The sequence below is a fragment of the Aquibacillus halophilus genome (assembly GCF_009649745.1).
Taxonomy (GTDB): domain Bacteria; phylum Bacillota; class Bacilli; order Bacillales; family Amphibacillaceae; genus Aquibacillus; species Aquibacillus halophilus.
Genome location: NZ_WJNG01000007.1, coordinates 16,999 through 32,879 on the forward strand (window position 1 = coordinate 16,999; position 15,881 = coordinate 32,879).

Here is a 15,881-nt window from a genome sequence, read left to right on the forward strand (position 1 = left end):
TTTAAGATATTAAAAAGGAGAATTATAATGAAACAATTCCTAAACAAAAAAGGGGTATCACTATCACCTAAAGAATACTTTATAACGGCCCTTAGTTATATGGCACTTGGACTTTTTTCTTCCCTTATCATTGGTCTAATCATCCAAACGTTGGGCCAACAATTACCTAAACTGTTCGGATCACTTGGACTATTTGATATGCTTAGAGAAATGGGCGCATTTGCTATGGACCCTAAAATTGTCGGAGGAGCTATTGGTGTAGCTATTGCTTATGGATTAAAGGCCCCGCCTTTAGTTATTTTTTCAGCTTTGTTTGCCGGAGCTTATGGATATGACTTAGGTGGACCTGCAGGAAGTTATGTTGCTGCATTATTTGCAACGGAGTTTGGAAAACTAATCTACAAAGAAACAAGGGTTGATATTCTTTTAACTCCATTTCTAACCATAGTTGTTGGCTTTACCGCGGGAAAGATCATCGGGGCACCAATTAATACTTTTATGACTGGATTCGGTAATGTGATTAATTGGTCAACCGAACAACAACCGTTCATAATGGGGATTATCGTAGCTGTTTTAATGGGTTGGGCGTTAACGGCCCCTATATCCAGTGCGGCTATTGCAATTATGCTATCATTAGATGGAATTGCAGCCGGAGCGGCTACCGTTGGTTGCGCAGCTCAGATGGTTGGTTTTGCCGTTTCGAGCTATCGAGACAATGGAATGGGTGGTGCACTTGCTCAAGGTATAGGAACATCTATGCTTCAAGTAGCAAATATTATAAAAAAGCCAATTATAATTCTGCCACCAACAATTGCTGGAATTATCATGGCACCATTTGCCAGTGTCTTATTTGAGATGACGAATAACTCCCTGGGTGCGGGAATGGGTACGGCTGGATTTGTTGGTCAGATAATGACATTAGAATCAATGGGCTTTAGTCTAAGTAACTTTTGGATTATCTTATTTTTACATATCGTGGGAACGGCAATAATTAGTTTAGCTGTATCAGAGTGGTTCCGTAAAAAAGGCTGGATTAAGTTAGGCGACATGAAAATTAATTATGAGTAATAAAAGAGGTGGAACTATGAAAGAGTTGCAATCAAAAGAAGAATTAGACGGTTATATGAAAGGTAAGACAATCTTAATGTTTTCAGCTGACTGGTGCCCAGATTGCCGAGTTATTGAGCCAGTACTCCCGGAGATTGAACAAAAATATAATCAATTCACCTTTGTATATGTAGACCGTGATCAATTTATCGATATTTGTCAGGCTAATGATGTATTCGGAATACCAAGTTTCTTAGCATTTGAAAATGGTGTGGAGATTGGCCGTTTTGTTAGTAAAGATCGTAAAACGAAGGAAGAGATTGAGTTGTTTATTGATGAATTATCCTAATTTGAATTGATTTATTTTTAATCCATCGGAATAGCTGAATGGCTCAAATAGTTAATTTCCAAAAGTATCTGGAGTAAATCCTTCAGTACCTAGAATAATAGTAATCTTCTGTATGAAATTGCAAATGAGTTGTTTCATTCAGGAGGCATTGCTAAAATAATAATTAGTTATTTTCTTCCCTTAAGGAGGAATGTTTTTATGAAAATGACAAGTATAAAAATGAAAAACATATTAGATGAGAGGTTGAAAAACCCAGACTGGCACACTTCGTTTAATCGGGATAAAGACATCTTTCGGGTCGAGTGGAAAGATACAAGACAAGGAATTTCAATTACAATTCCAAATGTTATTGCCAAATATGAGCAAAAGGGAGAAGAGGCTTTAGAGGATTTGGAATACCATATAAAAGAGGCCTTGAAAATAATGAACGAAACTCACGAGTTAACTGGCGAGGAGAAAAGTATTTACCCAGTCATCCGTTCTACTTCCTTTCCCACTAAAACAAAAAAAGGGTTAAAACTAGTATATTCTGAACACACGGCAGAAACCCGAATTTATTACGCATTGGATTTAGGGAAAACTTATAAATTAATTGACGAAGAAATGCTAAAAAAAGAATCATGGACAATGGAGAGAATCCGGGAAATTTCAATATTTAACGTTCGCTCTCTACCTTCAAACTTAAAGCAGGATAGAGTAGCAGACAATGACTTTTATTTTATGTCAAGCCAGGATGGCTATGATGCAAGTCGTATTCTAAATGAATCCTTACTTGAGGAAATGAAAGCAAACAGTAAAGGGGATCTAGCTGTTGCTGTGCCACACCAGGATGTATTAATTATTGCTGATATTCAAAATGATATGGGCTATGATATATTAGCGCAAATGATGATGAAATTCTTCGCAGAAGGTAGAGTACCTATCACTTCATTACCGTTTATATACGAGAATAAAAAATTAGAACCTATTTTTATATTAGCAAAAAATAAGCCGACAAATCAAAGTGAACCTCGAAGGGAAGAATAAAAAATGGATGTTTTTTATAATGCGAAAGGAATTGGCGATGTATTGATTTTTCCTTTGAAGCAGGGAGAAAGGTACCAAACCGATTATGAAAGATTTGGGGATATAGTTAAAATAATTGATTCCAATGACAAACAAGTACTTGGTTATAATGTTTTTAATGCTTCTAAATACTTTCAATTAGAAGAAACGGGAAAAATTTTACTTACAGAAAACTTATTAAATAAATTAAAAGAAGTTTTCACCGTAAATGATTTAAATGATACTCTAGATATAGATATCACACCAAAATTTGTAGTAGGTTATGTAACTGAGAAGAGCCAACACGAAAACGCAGATAAGCTTAGTGTTTGTAAGGTTGATATTGGTAATCAAACATTGCAAATTGTTTGTGGTGCACCAAACATAGATGCAAATCAAAAAGTAGTTGTTGCGAAAGTCGGGGCTATAATGCCTAGCGGAATGGAGATTAAGCCTACTGAGTTAAGAGGGGTAGAATCCATTGGAATGATATGTTCACAAAAGGAACTTGGAATGCCAAACGCTCCTAAAGAAAAAGGAATATATATACTAGATAATAGCTATCAAACTGGACAAGCATTTGATTTTTAAAAGTTAGTAAACCTTTGTCATGTAAATCATCGGCAAAGGTTCTTTTATTTTATTTACCTTTCCCAAGAATTCTTAAAACCTGTTAAACTAAAAGTAGGATTGAAATCGATAGAAAGTGTGGAAGATTATGTGGAAACTTTTTAAACACAAATTAAAACGAATGTTTGATTCAGAGACTTTAATGGATGAAGTACAGCCTAAAAATAAGATGAATAGTAGGAATACGAACAGTGTGCATACGAAAATGTCGTATCAGTATCCTAAAGAAAAACCTTTTAATTTTCCGGTAATTCCAGATAGTCCGAAGACTGAATCGGATTACTCTCATAATTCGTCTGATCAACTAGAAAAGAAAAGATATGTAGAAGATGTACAAGTGAATTATCGTGATTCTAAAGAGGAAAAATCTTGTAGGAAATTCGAGCCAAGTGATGTACCATCACCAATTTTTGGTTTTAACCAAAGAACTAAATCAATTAATGAGGTAGAAGAAATTCCCGCCTATCTCCGAAAAAAAGACACCCTAGTTAATGAACATGAAGATATGCTAATTCCTGTTAAAGAAAAAAGTACGGTTGATTCATATAATGCTCATCAAGATAATTTATATCCTAACAATGATGAGAAAATAGAAGTTGAAAAAGATTCTTCCAACCTAAAAGAAGTGTCAAGTGGTACTAGCCAAGTTGAGCAAAAGAATGAAACATACTTTAGTAAATCAGAAACCACAAGTTTGAATGAAGAAATAATCAATCGTGATAGTACACACAATAAAGAAATCAAAAAAAGGGAAATAGAACCTAAACAAGATGTTAATCGTGGTAAAAAAACAGCTCCTTTTAATGTGATAATGACTCCAAGAGATAAAAAATCACGTTTAGTTAAACAAGCCGACGCCCAAAAAACACAAATAAATAATTCTGAAAAACAACCTCCAATGTATTTATTGAATGATCAATTAAAGAGGACACATGAAGATCAAACATGGGTGAAACAACAAACGGAATTATTGGAGACAACACTAAAGCATTTTCATGTTCGAGCGAAGGTAGTTAATGCTATGAGTGGACCAGCGGTTACACGTTTTGAAATACAGCCTGATCCTGGTGTAAAAGTTAGCAAAATAAAAAACCTGAGCGATGATATTAAATTAAATATGTCTGCTAGAGATATAAGAATGGAGGCACCTATCCCCGGCAAAAATACAATTGGTATTGAAATTCCGAATCCTGTTTCTCAAGCTGTTGGATTACATGAAATATTTGAAACTAGAATATTCCAAGATGATTCTTCGCCATTATTAGTTGCTCTTGGATTAGATATAGCAGGCAAAGCAAAAGTTACTGATTTAAAAAAGATGCCCCATGGCTTAATAGCCGGTGCTACGGGTTCAGGGAAAAGTGTTTGTATTAATACAATATTGATTAGTTTACTGTATAAAGCTAGCCACGAAGATGTACGGTTCTTGCTTATCGACCCAAAAATGGTTGAATTGGCACCTTATAACGACCTCCCACATTTGGTGTCACCAGTTATTACTGACGTAAAGGCTGCAACCTCCGCATTAAAGTGGGCTGTTGCTGAAATGGAAGAACGTTATGAAAAATTTGTAAAAGAAGGTGCTCGTGACATTGAGCGCTACAATCAGAAAATGTTAACTCAAAATAGGAACAAAGAGAAGTTACCATATCTTGTCATTGTTATTGATGAGCTAGCAGACCTAATGATGGCTGCCCCGCAGGATGTGGAAGATGCCATATGCAGAATAGCTCAAAAGGCAAGAGCATGTGGAATCCATTTATTGTTAGCAACTCAGCGTCCTTCAGTGGATGTCATTACCGGATTAATTAAGGCAAATATTCCAACTAGGATTGCTTTTAGTGTTTCTTCTCAAGTAGATTCTAGAACAATACTCGATTCTAATGGAGCTGAAAAGTTACTAGGTAAAGGAGATATGTTGTTTCTAGAAAATGGGGTTGGTCAATCTGTTAGAATTCAAGGTGCATTTGTTTCTGATGAAGAGATAGAGAGAGTTACCAATTTTGTGAAGAAAACAGCACCCCCTCAATATCTATTTGAACAAGACCAATTGCTTCAAATACTAGCTACTGATGAAGATGAAGGTGATGAAATCTACTTAGAGGCGGTTGACTTCGTTGTCCAACAAAAGGGCGCTAGTGCTTCTTTGCTTCAGAGGAGGTTTAAGATAGGGTATAATAGGGCTGCGAGATTAATCGATCATATGGAAGCCAACGGAATTATATCCGAGCAAAAAGGTAGTAAACCCCGTGATATACTTATAACTACGGTGGAACTCGATCAGTTGCTTTATGGCACTAGTGATAATGTAGACAACAACGGTAAGAATACTTATTATAGTTGAATGCTAATTTATAATTATAAACCAAAACACATGATCTTTTACCATCTTTTACTGGTGTACTGGTGTAAAATTACTTGTCGAAATGAGCCTATTCTTATATGATAGACAATAGTTATTAGATGACGGAAATAGAATCTTACTACCAATGCTGAGTAAATTGTAATGGATAAAAAGATAGGAGTTATTGTAATGAAAGAAATCACACGTAAATTGAATGGGGAAATTGAACGATTAACCAATAAGACATTTAAATTTGACGAACGGATTAAAGAAGGTTGGTTTTCAGCCGTTTATTTTCTTAAAACAAAGGAGATAGCTGAAAGGCTTGTTCCTGACAACCAAATTACTATGCAGTTTTTTCAGAAAAATAGTGCAGTTTTATGTGGAACTGATGAAGCTATTGCTTTATTACATGCTTTTGCAAAACACCCAGAACAATTAGAGATACATTCTCTTACAGATGGTGATAAGATTAAACCGTATGAAACGGTGTTGACTGTTACAGGGCCTTACCAATACTTTGGCTATTTGGAGGGTATTATAGATGGTATTTTGGCTAGGAGAACTTCTGTAGCAACAAATGTATATAATGTGGTGAAAGCCGCAAGAACTTCTGGAAAACAGAAGCCGATTATATTTATGGGAGATAGAGATGACCATTATACCCAGCAAGCTGGAGATGGATATGCTGCATTTATCGGTGGTTCTACTGCCCAAGCCACACATGCAATGAACGAATGGTGGGGCAAGCAGGGAATGGGAACGATGCCGCATGCAATGATTCAAATGTTCGAGGGGGATGTTGTAGCTGCTGCAAATGCCTACAAAGAGGTGTACCCCAATGATGAATTAATGGTATTAGTCGATTATAATAATGATGTTATTGTAGACTCGTTGAGAGTTGCTCGTGAATTTGGTGATCAGTTAAGAGGTGTCCGGTTGGATACTTCTAAAAATATGGTAGATAAGTATTTCTTAAGGAATCAGGATATAATGGGAACTTTTGATCCTAGAGGAGTCAATCCTGAACTAGTATTTGCATTAAGAAGTGCACTAGATCAAGAGGGTTTTCATCATGTTAAGATTATTGCAAGCGGTGGATTTACTGAGAGTCGTATCCGTGAATTCGAAAAATTAAATGTCCCCGTTGATATGTATGGAGTTGGCAGGAACCTTTTGAACATTCATATTGGATTTACAGGTGATAATGTAATGTTAAACGGGGTTCATCAGGCGAAGGATGGAAGACAATTCCGCCCAAATCCCCGCTTGAAAAAAGTTGAGTATGTAACATAAGATAACATTACCCTAATTAATTCACTAGATAGCAAAAAAATAGCTTGGATTTATACACCTAGGGGATTTGATTTGCTATAATAATTAAATAGTTAACCGAGTGAAATATAAATTAGAGTAAATCACTCATTTTTTTGGAGGTTCTTGTTTATGACAACTTACCATTTTATTGGTATTAAGGGGACTGGGATGAGTGCATTAGCACAAATTCTTAATGATTCTGGAGAGAAAGTGCAAGGTTCTGATGTAGAAAAGATGTTTTTTACTCAAGATGCACTTGAGGAAAAAAAGATTCCAATCTTCCCTTTTTCAAAGAAAAACATCGAAGACGGTTTAACAATTATTGCTGGTAATGCTTTTAGTGATGATCATGAAGAAATTATCGAAGCTAAACGTCAGGGGTTGCCATTTTACCGCTACCATGAGTTTTTGGGTGAATGGTTAAAACAATATACTAGTATAGCAATAACTGGTGCACATGGAAAAACATCAACGACCGGATTACTCGCCCATGTTTTAAATCAAACGTACTCGATCTCCTATTTAATTGGTGACGGTACTGGAATGGGACACGTAGATAGTAAATATTTTGTATTCGAAGCGTGTGAATACAGGAGACATTTCCTTGAATACGAACCAGATTATGCGATTATGACGAATATTGATTTTGATCACCCAGATTATTTTTCAAATATTGATGATGTTTTTCAATCATTTCAAGAAATGTCAGAACGTGTAAAAAAAGGAATCGTTGCATGTGGGGATGATGAATACCTCCAACGGATCCAAGCAAAAGTTCCAGTTGTGTACTATGGATTCTCTGATAGCAATGACTTTCAGGCTCAAAATATGCACGAAGGTGAAACAGGAACCACCTTTGATGTATTCGTAAGAAACACCTATTATGCTACATTTACTATTCCAACTTATGGTAACCACAGTGTGCTAAATGCGTTAGCTGTAATCGCTATCTGTCATTATGAAGGAATGAAAACAGAGGATATTAAAAAAATTCATTCATTTAAAGGCGTTAAGCGAAGATTTACCGAAAAAGTGGTAGGAAATCAAATACTAATTGATGATTATGCCCATCATCCAAAAGAAATTGAAGCAACAATAGATTCTGCTCGGAAAAAGTATCCAGATAAATCAATAACAGCTATTTTCCAGCCTCACACTTATTCACGGACAAAAACATTTCTCCGAGAATTTGCAGAAAGTCTAAAATTAGCTGATCATGTCTATTTATGTGATATTTTTGGCTCTGCTCGAGAATCTGATGGCAAATTAACCATTCATGATTTAAAAGCATTAGTTGATAATTGTAAAATAATTGACATTAATCATACTGAAATTCTGAGTCAATATGATGATAGTATTCTTATTTTTATGGGTGCTGGTGATATTCAAAAATTTCAACAGGCTTATGAAGCAAAACTAAGCAAATTCTAAGAAATACTTAATTAAATTTTTTAAATAAAAGGATTATAACTATCGGATATAGAAATATACTAAAGAGGGAAGGTTAAATAAAACCTTTCCTCTTTTCATACAATTTAATGTAATGAAATGTGACATACTAAATTCACCACCTATTAGAACAAGTCGTAACACTTGCTTAAATTAAACTAACTGTATAAAGTTTATTGGTATAGATGTATTTAATTTAAAAAATATATATGTTTAAAAGAGTTATATTGTGGGTAACTACTTAGTAAGATAAAAATTTTACTTGGTTTACATAAGGAAGGGGCATTAATTGATAGCTGTCTGTTAATGTAGTAACAAATGCGGTATCTATAATAACTAATTATATCAAGCAAAGGAGTTGGTTTAGTAAATGGAGAATTTACTCTATGTATCAGCATTAATTGCAGCCCTTGCATTTGCCGTGCTTGTAATATATTTAGCACTAGTGTTGAAAGCCACACAACGAACTTTGACAAATGTGGCTGATACGTTAGAAGGACTAGAAAAGCAAATGGAAGGTATTACCTTAGAAACCACTGCACTGCTAAACAAAACAAATAAACTAGCAGAAGATATTAATGATAAGTCCCAAAGACTAAATACTGTAGTAGATGGTGTGAAGGGTATTGGGGACACAATTAGCGATTTCAATAATTCTATTCGTTCCCTATCTTCTAGTGTGTTAACAGTGTCTGAAGAGAGAGATGATCGAACTGCTCAAGCAATGAAGTGGGGAACTTTCTTTATAGATATCTGGAAAAAAAGAAAAGATTAGCATCGGATTTAAGAAATATATTTTATTGGGAGGAAAAAATTATGAGTAATCAAGAAGAGCAAAACCAGAACATTAACAGTAAGGATTTTTTAATTGGTTCATTAATTGGAGGAATTGTAGGAGCATCTGTTGCACTATTGTTCGCTCCCAAATCAGGTAAAGATTTAAGAAATGATATTAATCAGGGTGCAGGATATGTAAAAGAACGTGCATCTGATTGGAAAGATGTTGCTTATGAGAAAGGTACTGATTGGAAGGATTATGCAAAGGACACTTCTTCTCAAATTTCTCAAAATGTAAGTGATAAGTCTCAGGAGTTGAGTGAGAAAGTAAAACAGACATCTGACAACATTCAGCAAAAGGTAAAAAACATAACTAAGACAGAACAAGATCCTGAAAAAGCAGCTGAGGAAGTTGCACAAGCAATTGAAGATGCTGCAGATGAGTTAGAAAAGAAAGAGGACAACAAGTAATATAAAGTCATAAAGAAGAATCAAAAAGTTACTTGAGCAGAAATGTTCAAGTAACTTTTTTGTTCAGTTCTGATATTATCCATTGAAATAACTGGTAACATTAATCCCAGATGATTTCTAGGAAGTCATTGGCAGAAAGTTCTTCATTAAAATTAGCAGGCTTGTCATTTTTTAAAATTTTAACAGTACCTTTTACTTGAGATAAGTCAATGGAGACATGACGAAAAATATCCTGAAAAATAAAAGGAGTATTGTCTTGTTTTTTAATTTTTATGGCATCTCCACAAGATAAAATATCATTCGCCTGTAAATCGTAATCTTTTTTGGTCACCTTTACTTTTCTTTTTTTAAGTGTAACTGGTTGGCCATTGAAATGTACCTTCATGTACTCGTAGTAATCCACATTGATATGGGATAATACGGAGACAACCGTTGGATTTTCAGATTTAGTAAACATAATTTCGTCTTTTTCTTTAATTGTAGCATCTAAGCCTGTTTTTTTATCATTTAGTAAAATTATTGAATCGAATTCGGATATGATTCTTTTGGTACCATCAATTTCAAGAAAAAAAGGGTAAATTTGATTCTCAATGTCACTTTTTCCAATAAAAGTTAAAAACTCTTTTATTGTTCTAGTTTTGGTTAAATAAATACTATCATGATCCTGAACAATATAATTGTCGTTAACCATTTGATTGTTCACAATGATGTCCGGTTTGATATTGTAGATTTTTCCGTTAAAAGTTACAGAAAAGTGTGGTAACTCCCCGATTAATTCGTTAATGTTAACCACTGGCTCCGATCCATTTTCTCCCTTTATTACGGTCAATATATCTCCGTGCTCTATTGGTGCATCGACTAAAATAGATTCATTATTTAACCATAGATTAGGAGAGTCCCCGTAACTACCTGGCAGAGTGATTTCTCTTCCATTTAAGGTTATGATATAGGCTCCACCTGGACGACCATATAGCTTGTCTAAGTTAATGCCAGCTGCAAGTAAACAATCCCCCACAGTTAACTGTTTCATGTCAAATAACCGCACAGCACGGTCATTAACACTAACACTAATATAATTTACAGGATTTTCTTTAGATGCAATGGCAATCCCAATTGGAGTAACAAAATCAGGGCCTGTTGGAGTTGAATTTGTTTGTATTAGAGATTGGATGGCATCTATTCCTCTAATAGCTACTCGATTATTAGGTAAATTCAATTTCTTGGCTAACCGATTAGTAATGTCAGGTGTTAAGCTACCGCCCCCGACGAGCATCACTGCTTTAGGTGCTTGGCCGTTTAATTCAATAATTTCATCGGTTATGTTCTCTACTAAACCATCTATTTGAACTGAGATTGCTTCAACTAAGTCATTGTACTTTATAGTTTGTTCAAATCCTAAGATATCGGTAATTGTTGAGCTATGATTTGTGGTAATATCTCTCTTTAACAATTCTGCCTGAGGAAAATCTAGCAAATAATGGTCACTTATTGCTTCAGTTATCTCATCACCTGCAATGGGAACCATTCCATAAGCACTTATTGCTCCTTCATTGGTTAAAGCAATATCGCTAGTACCAGCACCTATATCTATTAAAGCAACATTTAATCGTCTCATTGAAGGTGGTATTAAAACATTAATTGCAGCAATAGGTTCTAATGTTAATGCTTCCATTTCTAATTCAGCTCGTACTAAAGCGGAAATCAATGATTCGACAACTACCTTTGGTAGAAATGTAGCTATAATTTCAATTTTGGCATTTTCACCTTGCTGATCTATTAATGACCCGATGATTTGATCATCAAGTTGATACTGAAGGACTGAATAACCGACACAGTAATAATGAGAACTAGAAGCCCCTACTTCTTCAATGGCTAAATCGTATTGTGCTTTCTGTACAGCACTTAATTCTAAATATAAAATATCTTCTTTATCAATAAGTGGTTGTTCACTGATATTTTTTGTTATACTGGTTCGTTTTGTTTTTAAAGCTCTACCTGCTGCAGCCACACATACCTTAGTGAGCTTACCTTGTCTTTTTTCCAATGTCTCCTTTACTTCTATTATTATGTTAGCGACCGATACGACATCGTGAATTTGACCATCCAACATTGAACGCTCATCATGTTCTTTGATGCAATAGTCAATTAACTCAAACTTTTGTTGTTTTTTTTCCATGATTAGTCCTACAACTGTTCTAGTCCCTATATCAAGTGCAAAAATACGTTCTGACATGATTTTATGTCCCTTCATATTGAAATAAAAATAATGAATATACTAAATATTATAAACATAATGGTGACAGGAGTTAAATTTTTAGCTATAATTACACCTAATTATTAAAAATATCATATTATCGAATATCATTAAATAGAAATAGGGGGATTAATAATGAGTAACGAACAATTAGATCAATTACGAGTTAAACTCGATGATGTAAATTTAGAAATTTTGGACTTGATTAACAATCGTGCAGAACTTGTACAGCAGATTGGGCAAGTTAAGGAAAAACAAGGTGCAAATAGATTTGATCCTGTCCGCGAACGTGATATGTTAAATTTAATTTCTAAACATAATAGCGGACCGTTTGAAAATTCAACAATTATTCACCTTTTTAAAGAAATATTTAAAGCAGGTTTAGAACTACAGGAAGATGATCATAGTAAAGCTTTGCTAGTTTCACGTAAAAAGAAACCTGAAGATACAGTTATTGAAATAAATGGTGAAAAGTTCGGCGATGGAAACCAACACTTTATAATGGGACCTTGTGCTGTTGAGAGTTATGAGCAAGTATCTCAAGTTGCGGCAGCAATAAAAAGACACGGATTAAAATTACTACGAGGTGGAGCGTTTAAACCAAGAACTTCTCCATACGACTTCCAAGGTTTAGGATTTGAAGGATTAAAGATACTAAAAAGGGTAGCAGATGAGTATGATTTAGCTGTTGTGAGTGAGATTGTAAACCCTGCGGATATTGAAAAAGCAGTTGAATATGTTGATGTGATCCAAATTGGTGCACGAAATATGCAAAACTTTGAACTATTAAAAGCTGCTGGTGAAGTAAATAAGCCAGTTTTACTTAAGAGAGGTATGTCAGCAACAATAGCAGAATTTATTAATGCAGCAGAGTATATTATTTCAAAAGGGAATGGCAATATCATTTTATGTGAACGTGGAATTAGAACTTATGAAAAAGCTACGCGAAATACATTAGATATTACTGCTGTTCCAATTTTAAAGCAGGAAACGCATTTACCGGTGATGGTCGATGTTACCCACTCTACAGGTAGAAGGGATCTTTTACTCCCTGCAGCAAAAGCAGCATTAGCTATCGGTGCTGATGGAGTAATGGCTGAAGTTCATCCAGACCCGGCAGTCGCGTTATCCGATTCTGCACAACAAATGGATATTGATACATTTGATACATTCATGAAGGAATTACTCAAGAAGTAAATAAGTATTACTTTTATTAGCCCTCGCCTACTAAATATAGGCGGGGGCTAAGCTATTAAGTATAGATAATACACCTTCAACTTTATATTAAAAATCTCCAAGTTCAGTATTTATTAACTGATTTACCTCAATTACTAATATTTCCCTCAGTATTTGGTATAATGAAAGGTAAAATGAATGTTGATATGGTTGAAATGGTATATAATGAAAATTGTCGAACCATTGCAGAAAAAAAATTTGTATCGTATGATAATTGAAAAGTAGATTAAAGAGAATAGAATTTAGGAGGTAGGATTGTTATGAATATAACAATATATGATGTAGCTAGAGAAGCAAATGTGTCTATGGCTACTGTTTCTCGGGTAGTCAACGGAAATCCAAATGTGAAACCAGCTACAAGAAAAAAAGTGTTAAATACAATTGAACGTTTGGGGTATCGACCAAATGCAGTAGCAAGAGGTTTAGCAAGTAAGAAGACCACTACTGTTGGGGTTATTATCCCTGATATATCAAGTATTTTCTTCTCTGAATTGGCAAGGGGAATTGATGATATAGCAACAATGTATAAGTACAATATTATATTAAGTAATTCAGATCAAAATAAAGATAAAGAGTTTCAACTCATTAATACAATGTTAGAAAAACAAGTTGATGGAATTGTCTTCATGGGTGGGAAAATCACCGATGAACATGTGCATCAATTAAAAAGTTCACCGGTACCAGTTGCCTTGGCGGCAACAGTTGATCCAACTAAATCAATCCCTTCCGTAAACATTGATTATGAAGCAGCAGCTTATGAGGCAACGAAACTACTTACAGACAATGGAACAAAACATCCTGCATTCATTTCAGGTCATGAAGATACAGAAATAAATAATCAAAAATATCGAGGTTATTTACGTGCTCTACAAGAAAATCAACAAGAATTACAGGATCAATTAATTGTAAAAGGTGATTATACTTACGACTCCGGGATTGAGGCTGTTGAACAATTGTTAGCACTTGATAACAGACCAACTGCTATTTTTGTTGCTTCAGATGAAATGGCCTTAGGGGTTATTCACGGAATCCAAGATAGTGGATTAAGCGTGCCTAACGATATAGAGGTATTCGGGTTCGATAACACAAGACTAGCAACTATGGTTCGTCCTACATTATCAACAATTGTGCAACCCATGTATGATATAGGCGCGGTTGCTATGAGGCTATTGACTAAATATATGAATAAGGAAGAGGTTGAAAATCAAAACGTTATTTTACCTCACCGAATTATTGAAAGAAACTCAACAAAATAAAGAATATGCCGATACTAAATATAGAGACAAACTTATTTTTTATAACAAATCATTGGTCCATCATTCTTTTTGACTAGGTTTGTTCATTGTTAGGGAGAGAGAGTATGAAAAAAAGAGACATATTGACTCCAATTGGTATTACACTAGGTTTTGTCATGCTTATGTTTGGTATTCTTTCGAGTGGTGGAAGCGGAGGTTTTCTTTCCTTTTTACAGATTTCCTCAATATTGATTGTTATTGGGGGACTTTTTGCAGCATTACTTATTAACTTTAATTTGGATCAAATTAAATTAACGCGTCACGTTATAATGGAAGCATTTAATAAGAATGAACAAAATCTATATGAGTTGATAGAATTATTTGTACGACTTTCTGAAAGGGCACGGAGAGAAGGTTTATTAGCACTAGAGAACGAACTAGATAGTGTGACGGATCCTTTTATTAATAAGGGAGTCTTACTAGCAATTGATGGAATTGAACCGGAAGTAATTAATGACATTATGAGTGCGGAAATTACGGCTATGGAGGAAAGACATCAAAAAGGTAGAGCAATACTAGAAAAAGCCGGAGAATACGCCCCAGCTTGGGGAATGATTGGTACTCTAATTGGTTTAGTTTTAATGTTAAACAATTTAACAGATCCGACGACATTAGGCCCCAATATGGCTGTTGCATTGCTGACTACTTTTTACGGAACAGTACTAGCAAATCTAGTATTTATTCCAATGGCAGGGAAACTTGAAATTAAGACAAATGAAGAAGTATTTTTAAAGCAGATTGTAATTGAAGGCGTTATTGGTGTTCAATCAGGGCAAAATCCAAGAATATTAAAAGAGAAATTGAGTGCCTTTTTATCAAAAGAGATGAAGCAACGAGATTTGGAAGAGCAAGATGGGGAGTACACGGAGGAGACAATCAATGAAGCTTAGAAGGAAGAAGCCGATTGATAAAGGTTCTCCGAAATGGATGGTTACATACGCTGATATGGTAACTTTAATTCTAGTATTTTTTATATTACTTTTTTCCATGTCGCAAATTGATTTAGTGAAATTTCAGGCAGTTTCTGAGTCATTTCGAAACCGTATGATTTTCGATTCTTATCCATCACCTCTCCCAATGGAAAACCCTACGGAGCATACTGAAGTTCAAAAGAAAAAAGAAGGTTCGATTGAACATAAAAATGCACCGGAGGAAGTTAGTCAAAAAGAAGATAACCAAACAGATAGTCAACAACAAGATTCCTTGGACAATTTGTTACAAGAGGTAGAGGCTTTTTTGGACGAAAACCAATTAAATAATGTTATAAGCGCCAACCGTACAGACGAGGGCGTGGTCTTAATTTTACAAGAAAAAGTGTTATTTGAGTCCGCCGAGGTCGAAATCCTTGATATTGGAAAACCTTTCTTAGATAAAATTGGAACTTTATTAACTAATGTTCCAAATCAGGTAAGAGTAGAGGGACACACGGATAATCGTCCAATTTCTAGTTACCGATTTCCTTCAAACTGGGAGTTATCGAGTGCCAGAGCAAGCAGTGTAATCCGACATGTGATTGAAAATAGTAATATTGATCCTACTCGTTTTATTGCTGCAGGATATGGGGACACACGTCCTTTAGTTGAAAACAATTCATCTGAAAACTGGAGTAAAAACAGAAGAGTAGAATTTGTGATTTTAGAATTAGATAATAACAATTAAAAAGCTCCC

The 15,881-nt window shown here is 34.8% G+C and carries 14 protein-coding genes; 13 read left to right on the plus strand and 1 reads right to left on the minus strand.

Features of this window, described 5'->3' with window-relative positions:
- Nucleotides 1–27 precede the first annotated feature (27 nt).
- From GH741_RS08985 to GH741_RS09025, 9 genes are all read left to right on the plus strand, one after another.
- On the plus strand, nucleotides 28–1,068 hold the full coding sequence (locus tag GH741_RS08985; protein ID WP_153736465.1) for a PTS sugar transporter subunit IIC: 1,041 nt from the start codon (nucleotides 28–30) through the stop codon (nucleotides 1,066–1,068).
- A gap of 16 nt (nucleotides 1,069–1,084) precedes the next feature.
- Complete coding sequence (locus GH741_RS08990) at nucleotides 1,085–1,396, plus strand: thioredoxin family protein (protein WP_153736833.1); 312 nt, start codon at nucleotides 1,085–1,087, stop codon at nucleotides 1,394–1,396.
- Nucleotides 1,397–1,594: 198 nt separating this feature from the next.
- Complete coding sequence (locus GH741_RS08995) at nucleotides 1,595–2,422, plus strand: DUF1444 domain-containing protein (protein ID WP_153736466.1); 828 nt, start codon at nucleotides 1,595–1,597, stop codon at nucleotides 2,420–2,422.
- 3 nt (nucleotides 2,423–2,425) lie between these two features.
- Nucleotides 2,426–3,031, plus strand: coding sequence for a YtpR family tRNA-binding protein (gene ytpR, locus GH741_RS09000; protein ID WP_153736467.1), 606 nt, complete (start codon nucleotides 2,426–2,428; stop codon nucleotides 3,029–3,031).
- Nucleotides 3,032–3,158: 127 nt separating this feature from the next.
- Complete coding sequence (locus GH741_RS09005) at nucleotides 3,159–5,414, plus strand: DNA translocase FtsK (protein WP_153736468.1); 2,256 nt, start codon at nucleotides 3,159–3,161, stop codon at nucleotides 5,412–5,414.
- A gap of 189 nt (nucleotides 5,415–5,603) precedes the next feature.
- Nucleotides 5,604–6,710, plus strand: coding sequence for a nicotinate phosphoribosyltransferase (locus GH741_RS09010; RefSeq protein ID WP_153736469.1), 1,107 nt, complete (start codon nucleotides 5,604–5,606; stop codon nucleotides 6,708–6,710).
- A 150-nt stretch (nucleotides 6,711–6,860) separates the two neighbouring features.
- A complete protein-coding gene (gene murC / locus GH741_RS09015; protein ID WP_153736470.1) occupies nucleotides 6,861–8,162 on the plus strand; it encodes a UDP-N-acetylmuramate--L-alanine ligase in 1,302 nt (433 codons plus the stop codon).
- A gap of 388 nt (nucleotides 8,163–8,550) precedes the next feature.
- Entirely contained in the window at nucleotides 8,551–8,955 is a 405-nt protein-coding gene (locus GH741_RS09020) for a DUF948 domain-containing protein (protein WP_153736471.1), read from the plus strand.
- Between the two features lie 41 nt (nucleotides 8,956–8,996).
- Nucleotides 8,997–9,428: a YtxH domain-containing protein gene (locus GH741_RS09025; protein ID WP_153736472.1), complete on the plus strand. Its 432-nt coding sequence runs from the start codon at nucleotides 8,997–8,999 to the stop codon at nucleotides 9,426–9,428.
- A gap of 100 nt (nucleotides 9,429–9,528) precedes the next feature.
- On the opposite strand, the gene GH741_RS09030 is transcribed toward GH741_RS09025, so the two are convergent.
- Nucleotides 9,529–11,661, minus strand: a complete 2,133-nt coding sequence (locus tag GH741_RS09030; protein ID WP_153736473.1) for a cell division protein FtsA — start codon at nucleotides 11,659–11,661, stop codon at nucleotides 9,529–9,531.
- 156 nt (nucleotides 11,662–11,817) lie between these two features.
- On the opposite strand from GH741_RS09030, the gene GH741_RS09035 reads away from it, so the two are divergent.
- The 4 genes from GH741_RS09035 (at nucleotide 11,818) to motS (ending at nucleotide 15,872) form a co-directional block, all read left to right on the plus strand.
- Nucleotides 11,818–12,879: a bifunctional 3-deoxy-7-phosphoheptulonate synthase/chorismate mutase gene (locus GH741_RS09035; protein ID WP_153736474.1), complete on the plus strand. Its 1,062-nt coding sequence runs from the start codon at nucleotides 11,818–11,820 to the stop codon at nucleotides 12,877–12,879.
- A gap of 299 nt (nucleotides 12,880–13,178) precedes the next feature.
- Nucleotides 13,179–14,174, plus strand: coding sequence for a catabolite control protein A (ccpA, locus tag GH741_RS09040; protein WP_153736475.1), 996 nt, complete (start codon nucleotides 13,179–13,181; stop codon nucleotides 14,172–14,174).
- Nucleotides 14,175–14,278: 104 nt separating this feature from the next.
- A complete protein-coding gene (motP, locus tag GH741_RS09045; RefSeq protein WP_153736476.1) occupies nucleotides 14,279–15,103 on the plus strand; it encodes a flagellar motor protein MotP in 825 nt (274 codons plus the stop codon).
- On the plus strand, nucleotides 15,093–15,872 hold the full coding sequence (motS, locus tag GH741_RS09050; protein WP_153736477.1) for a flagellar motor protein MotS: 780 nt from the start codon (nucleotides 15,093–15,095) through the stop codon (nucleotides 15,870–15,872). The genes motP and motS overlap by 11 nt, the downstream gene beginning before the upstream one ends.
- Nucleotides 15,873–15,881 lie beyond the last annotated feature (9 nt).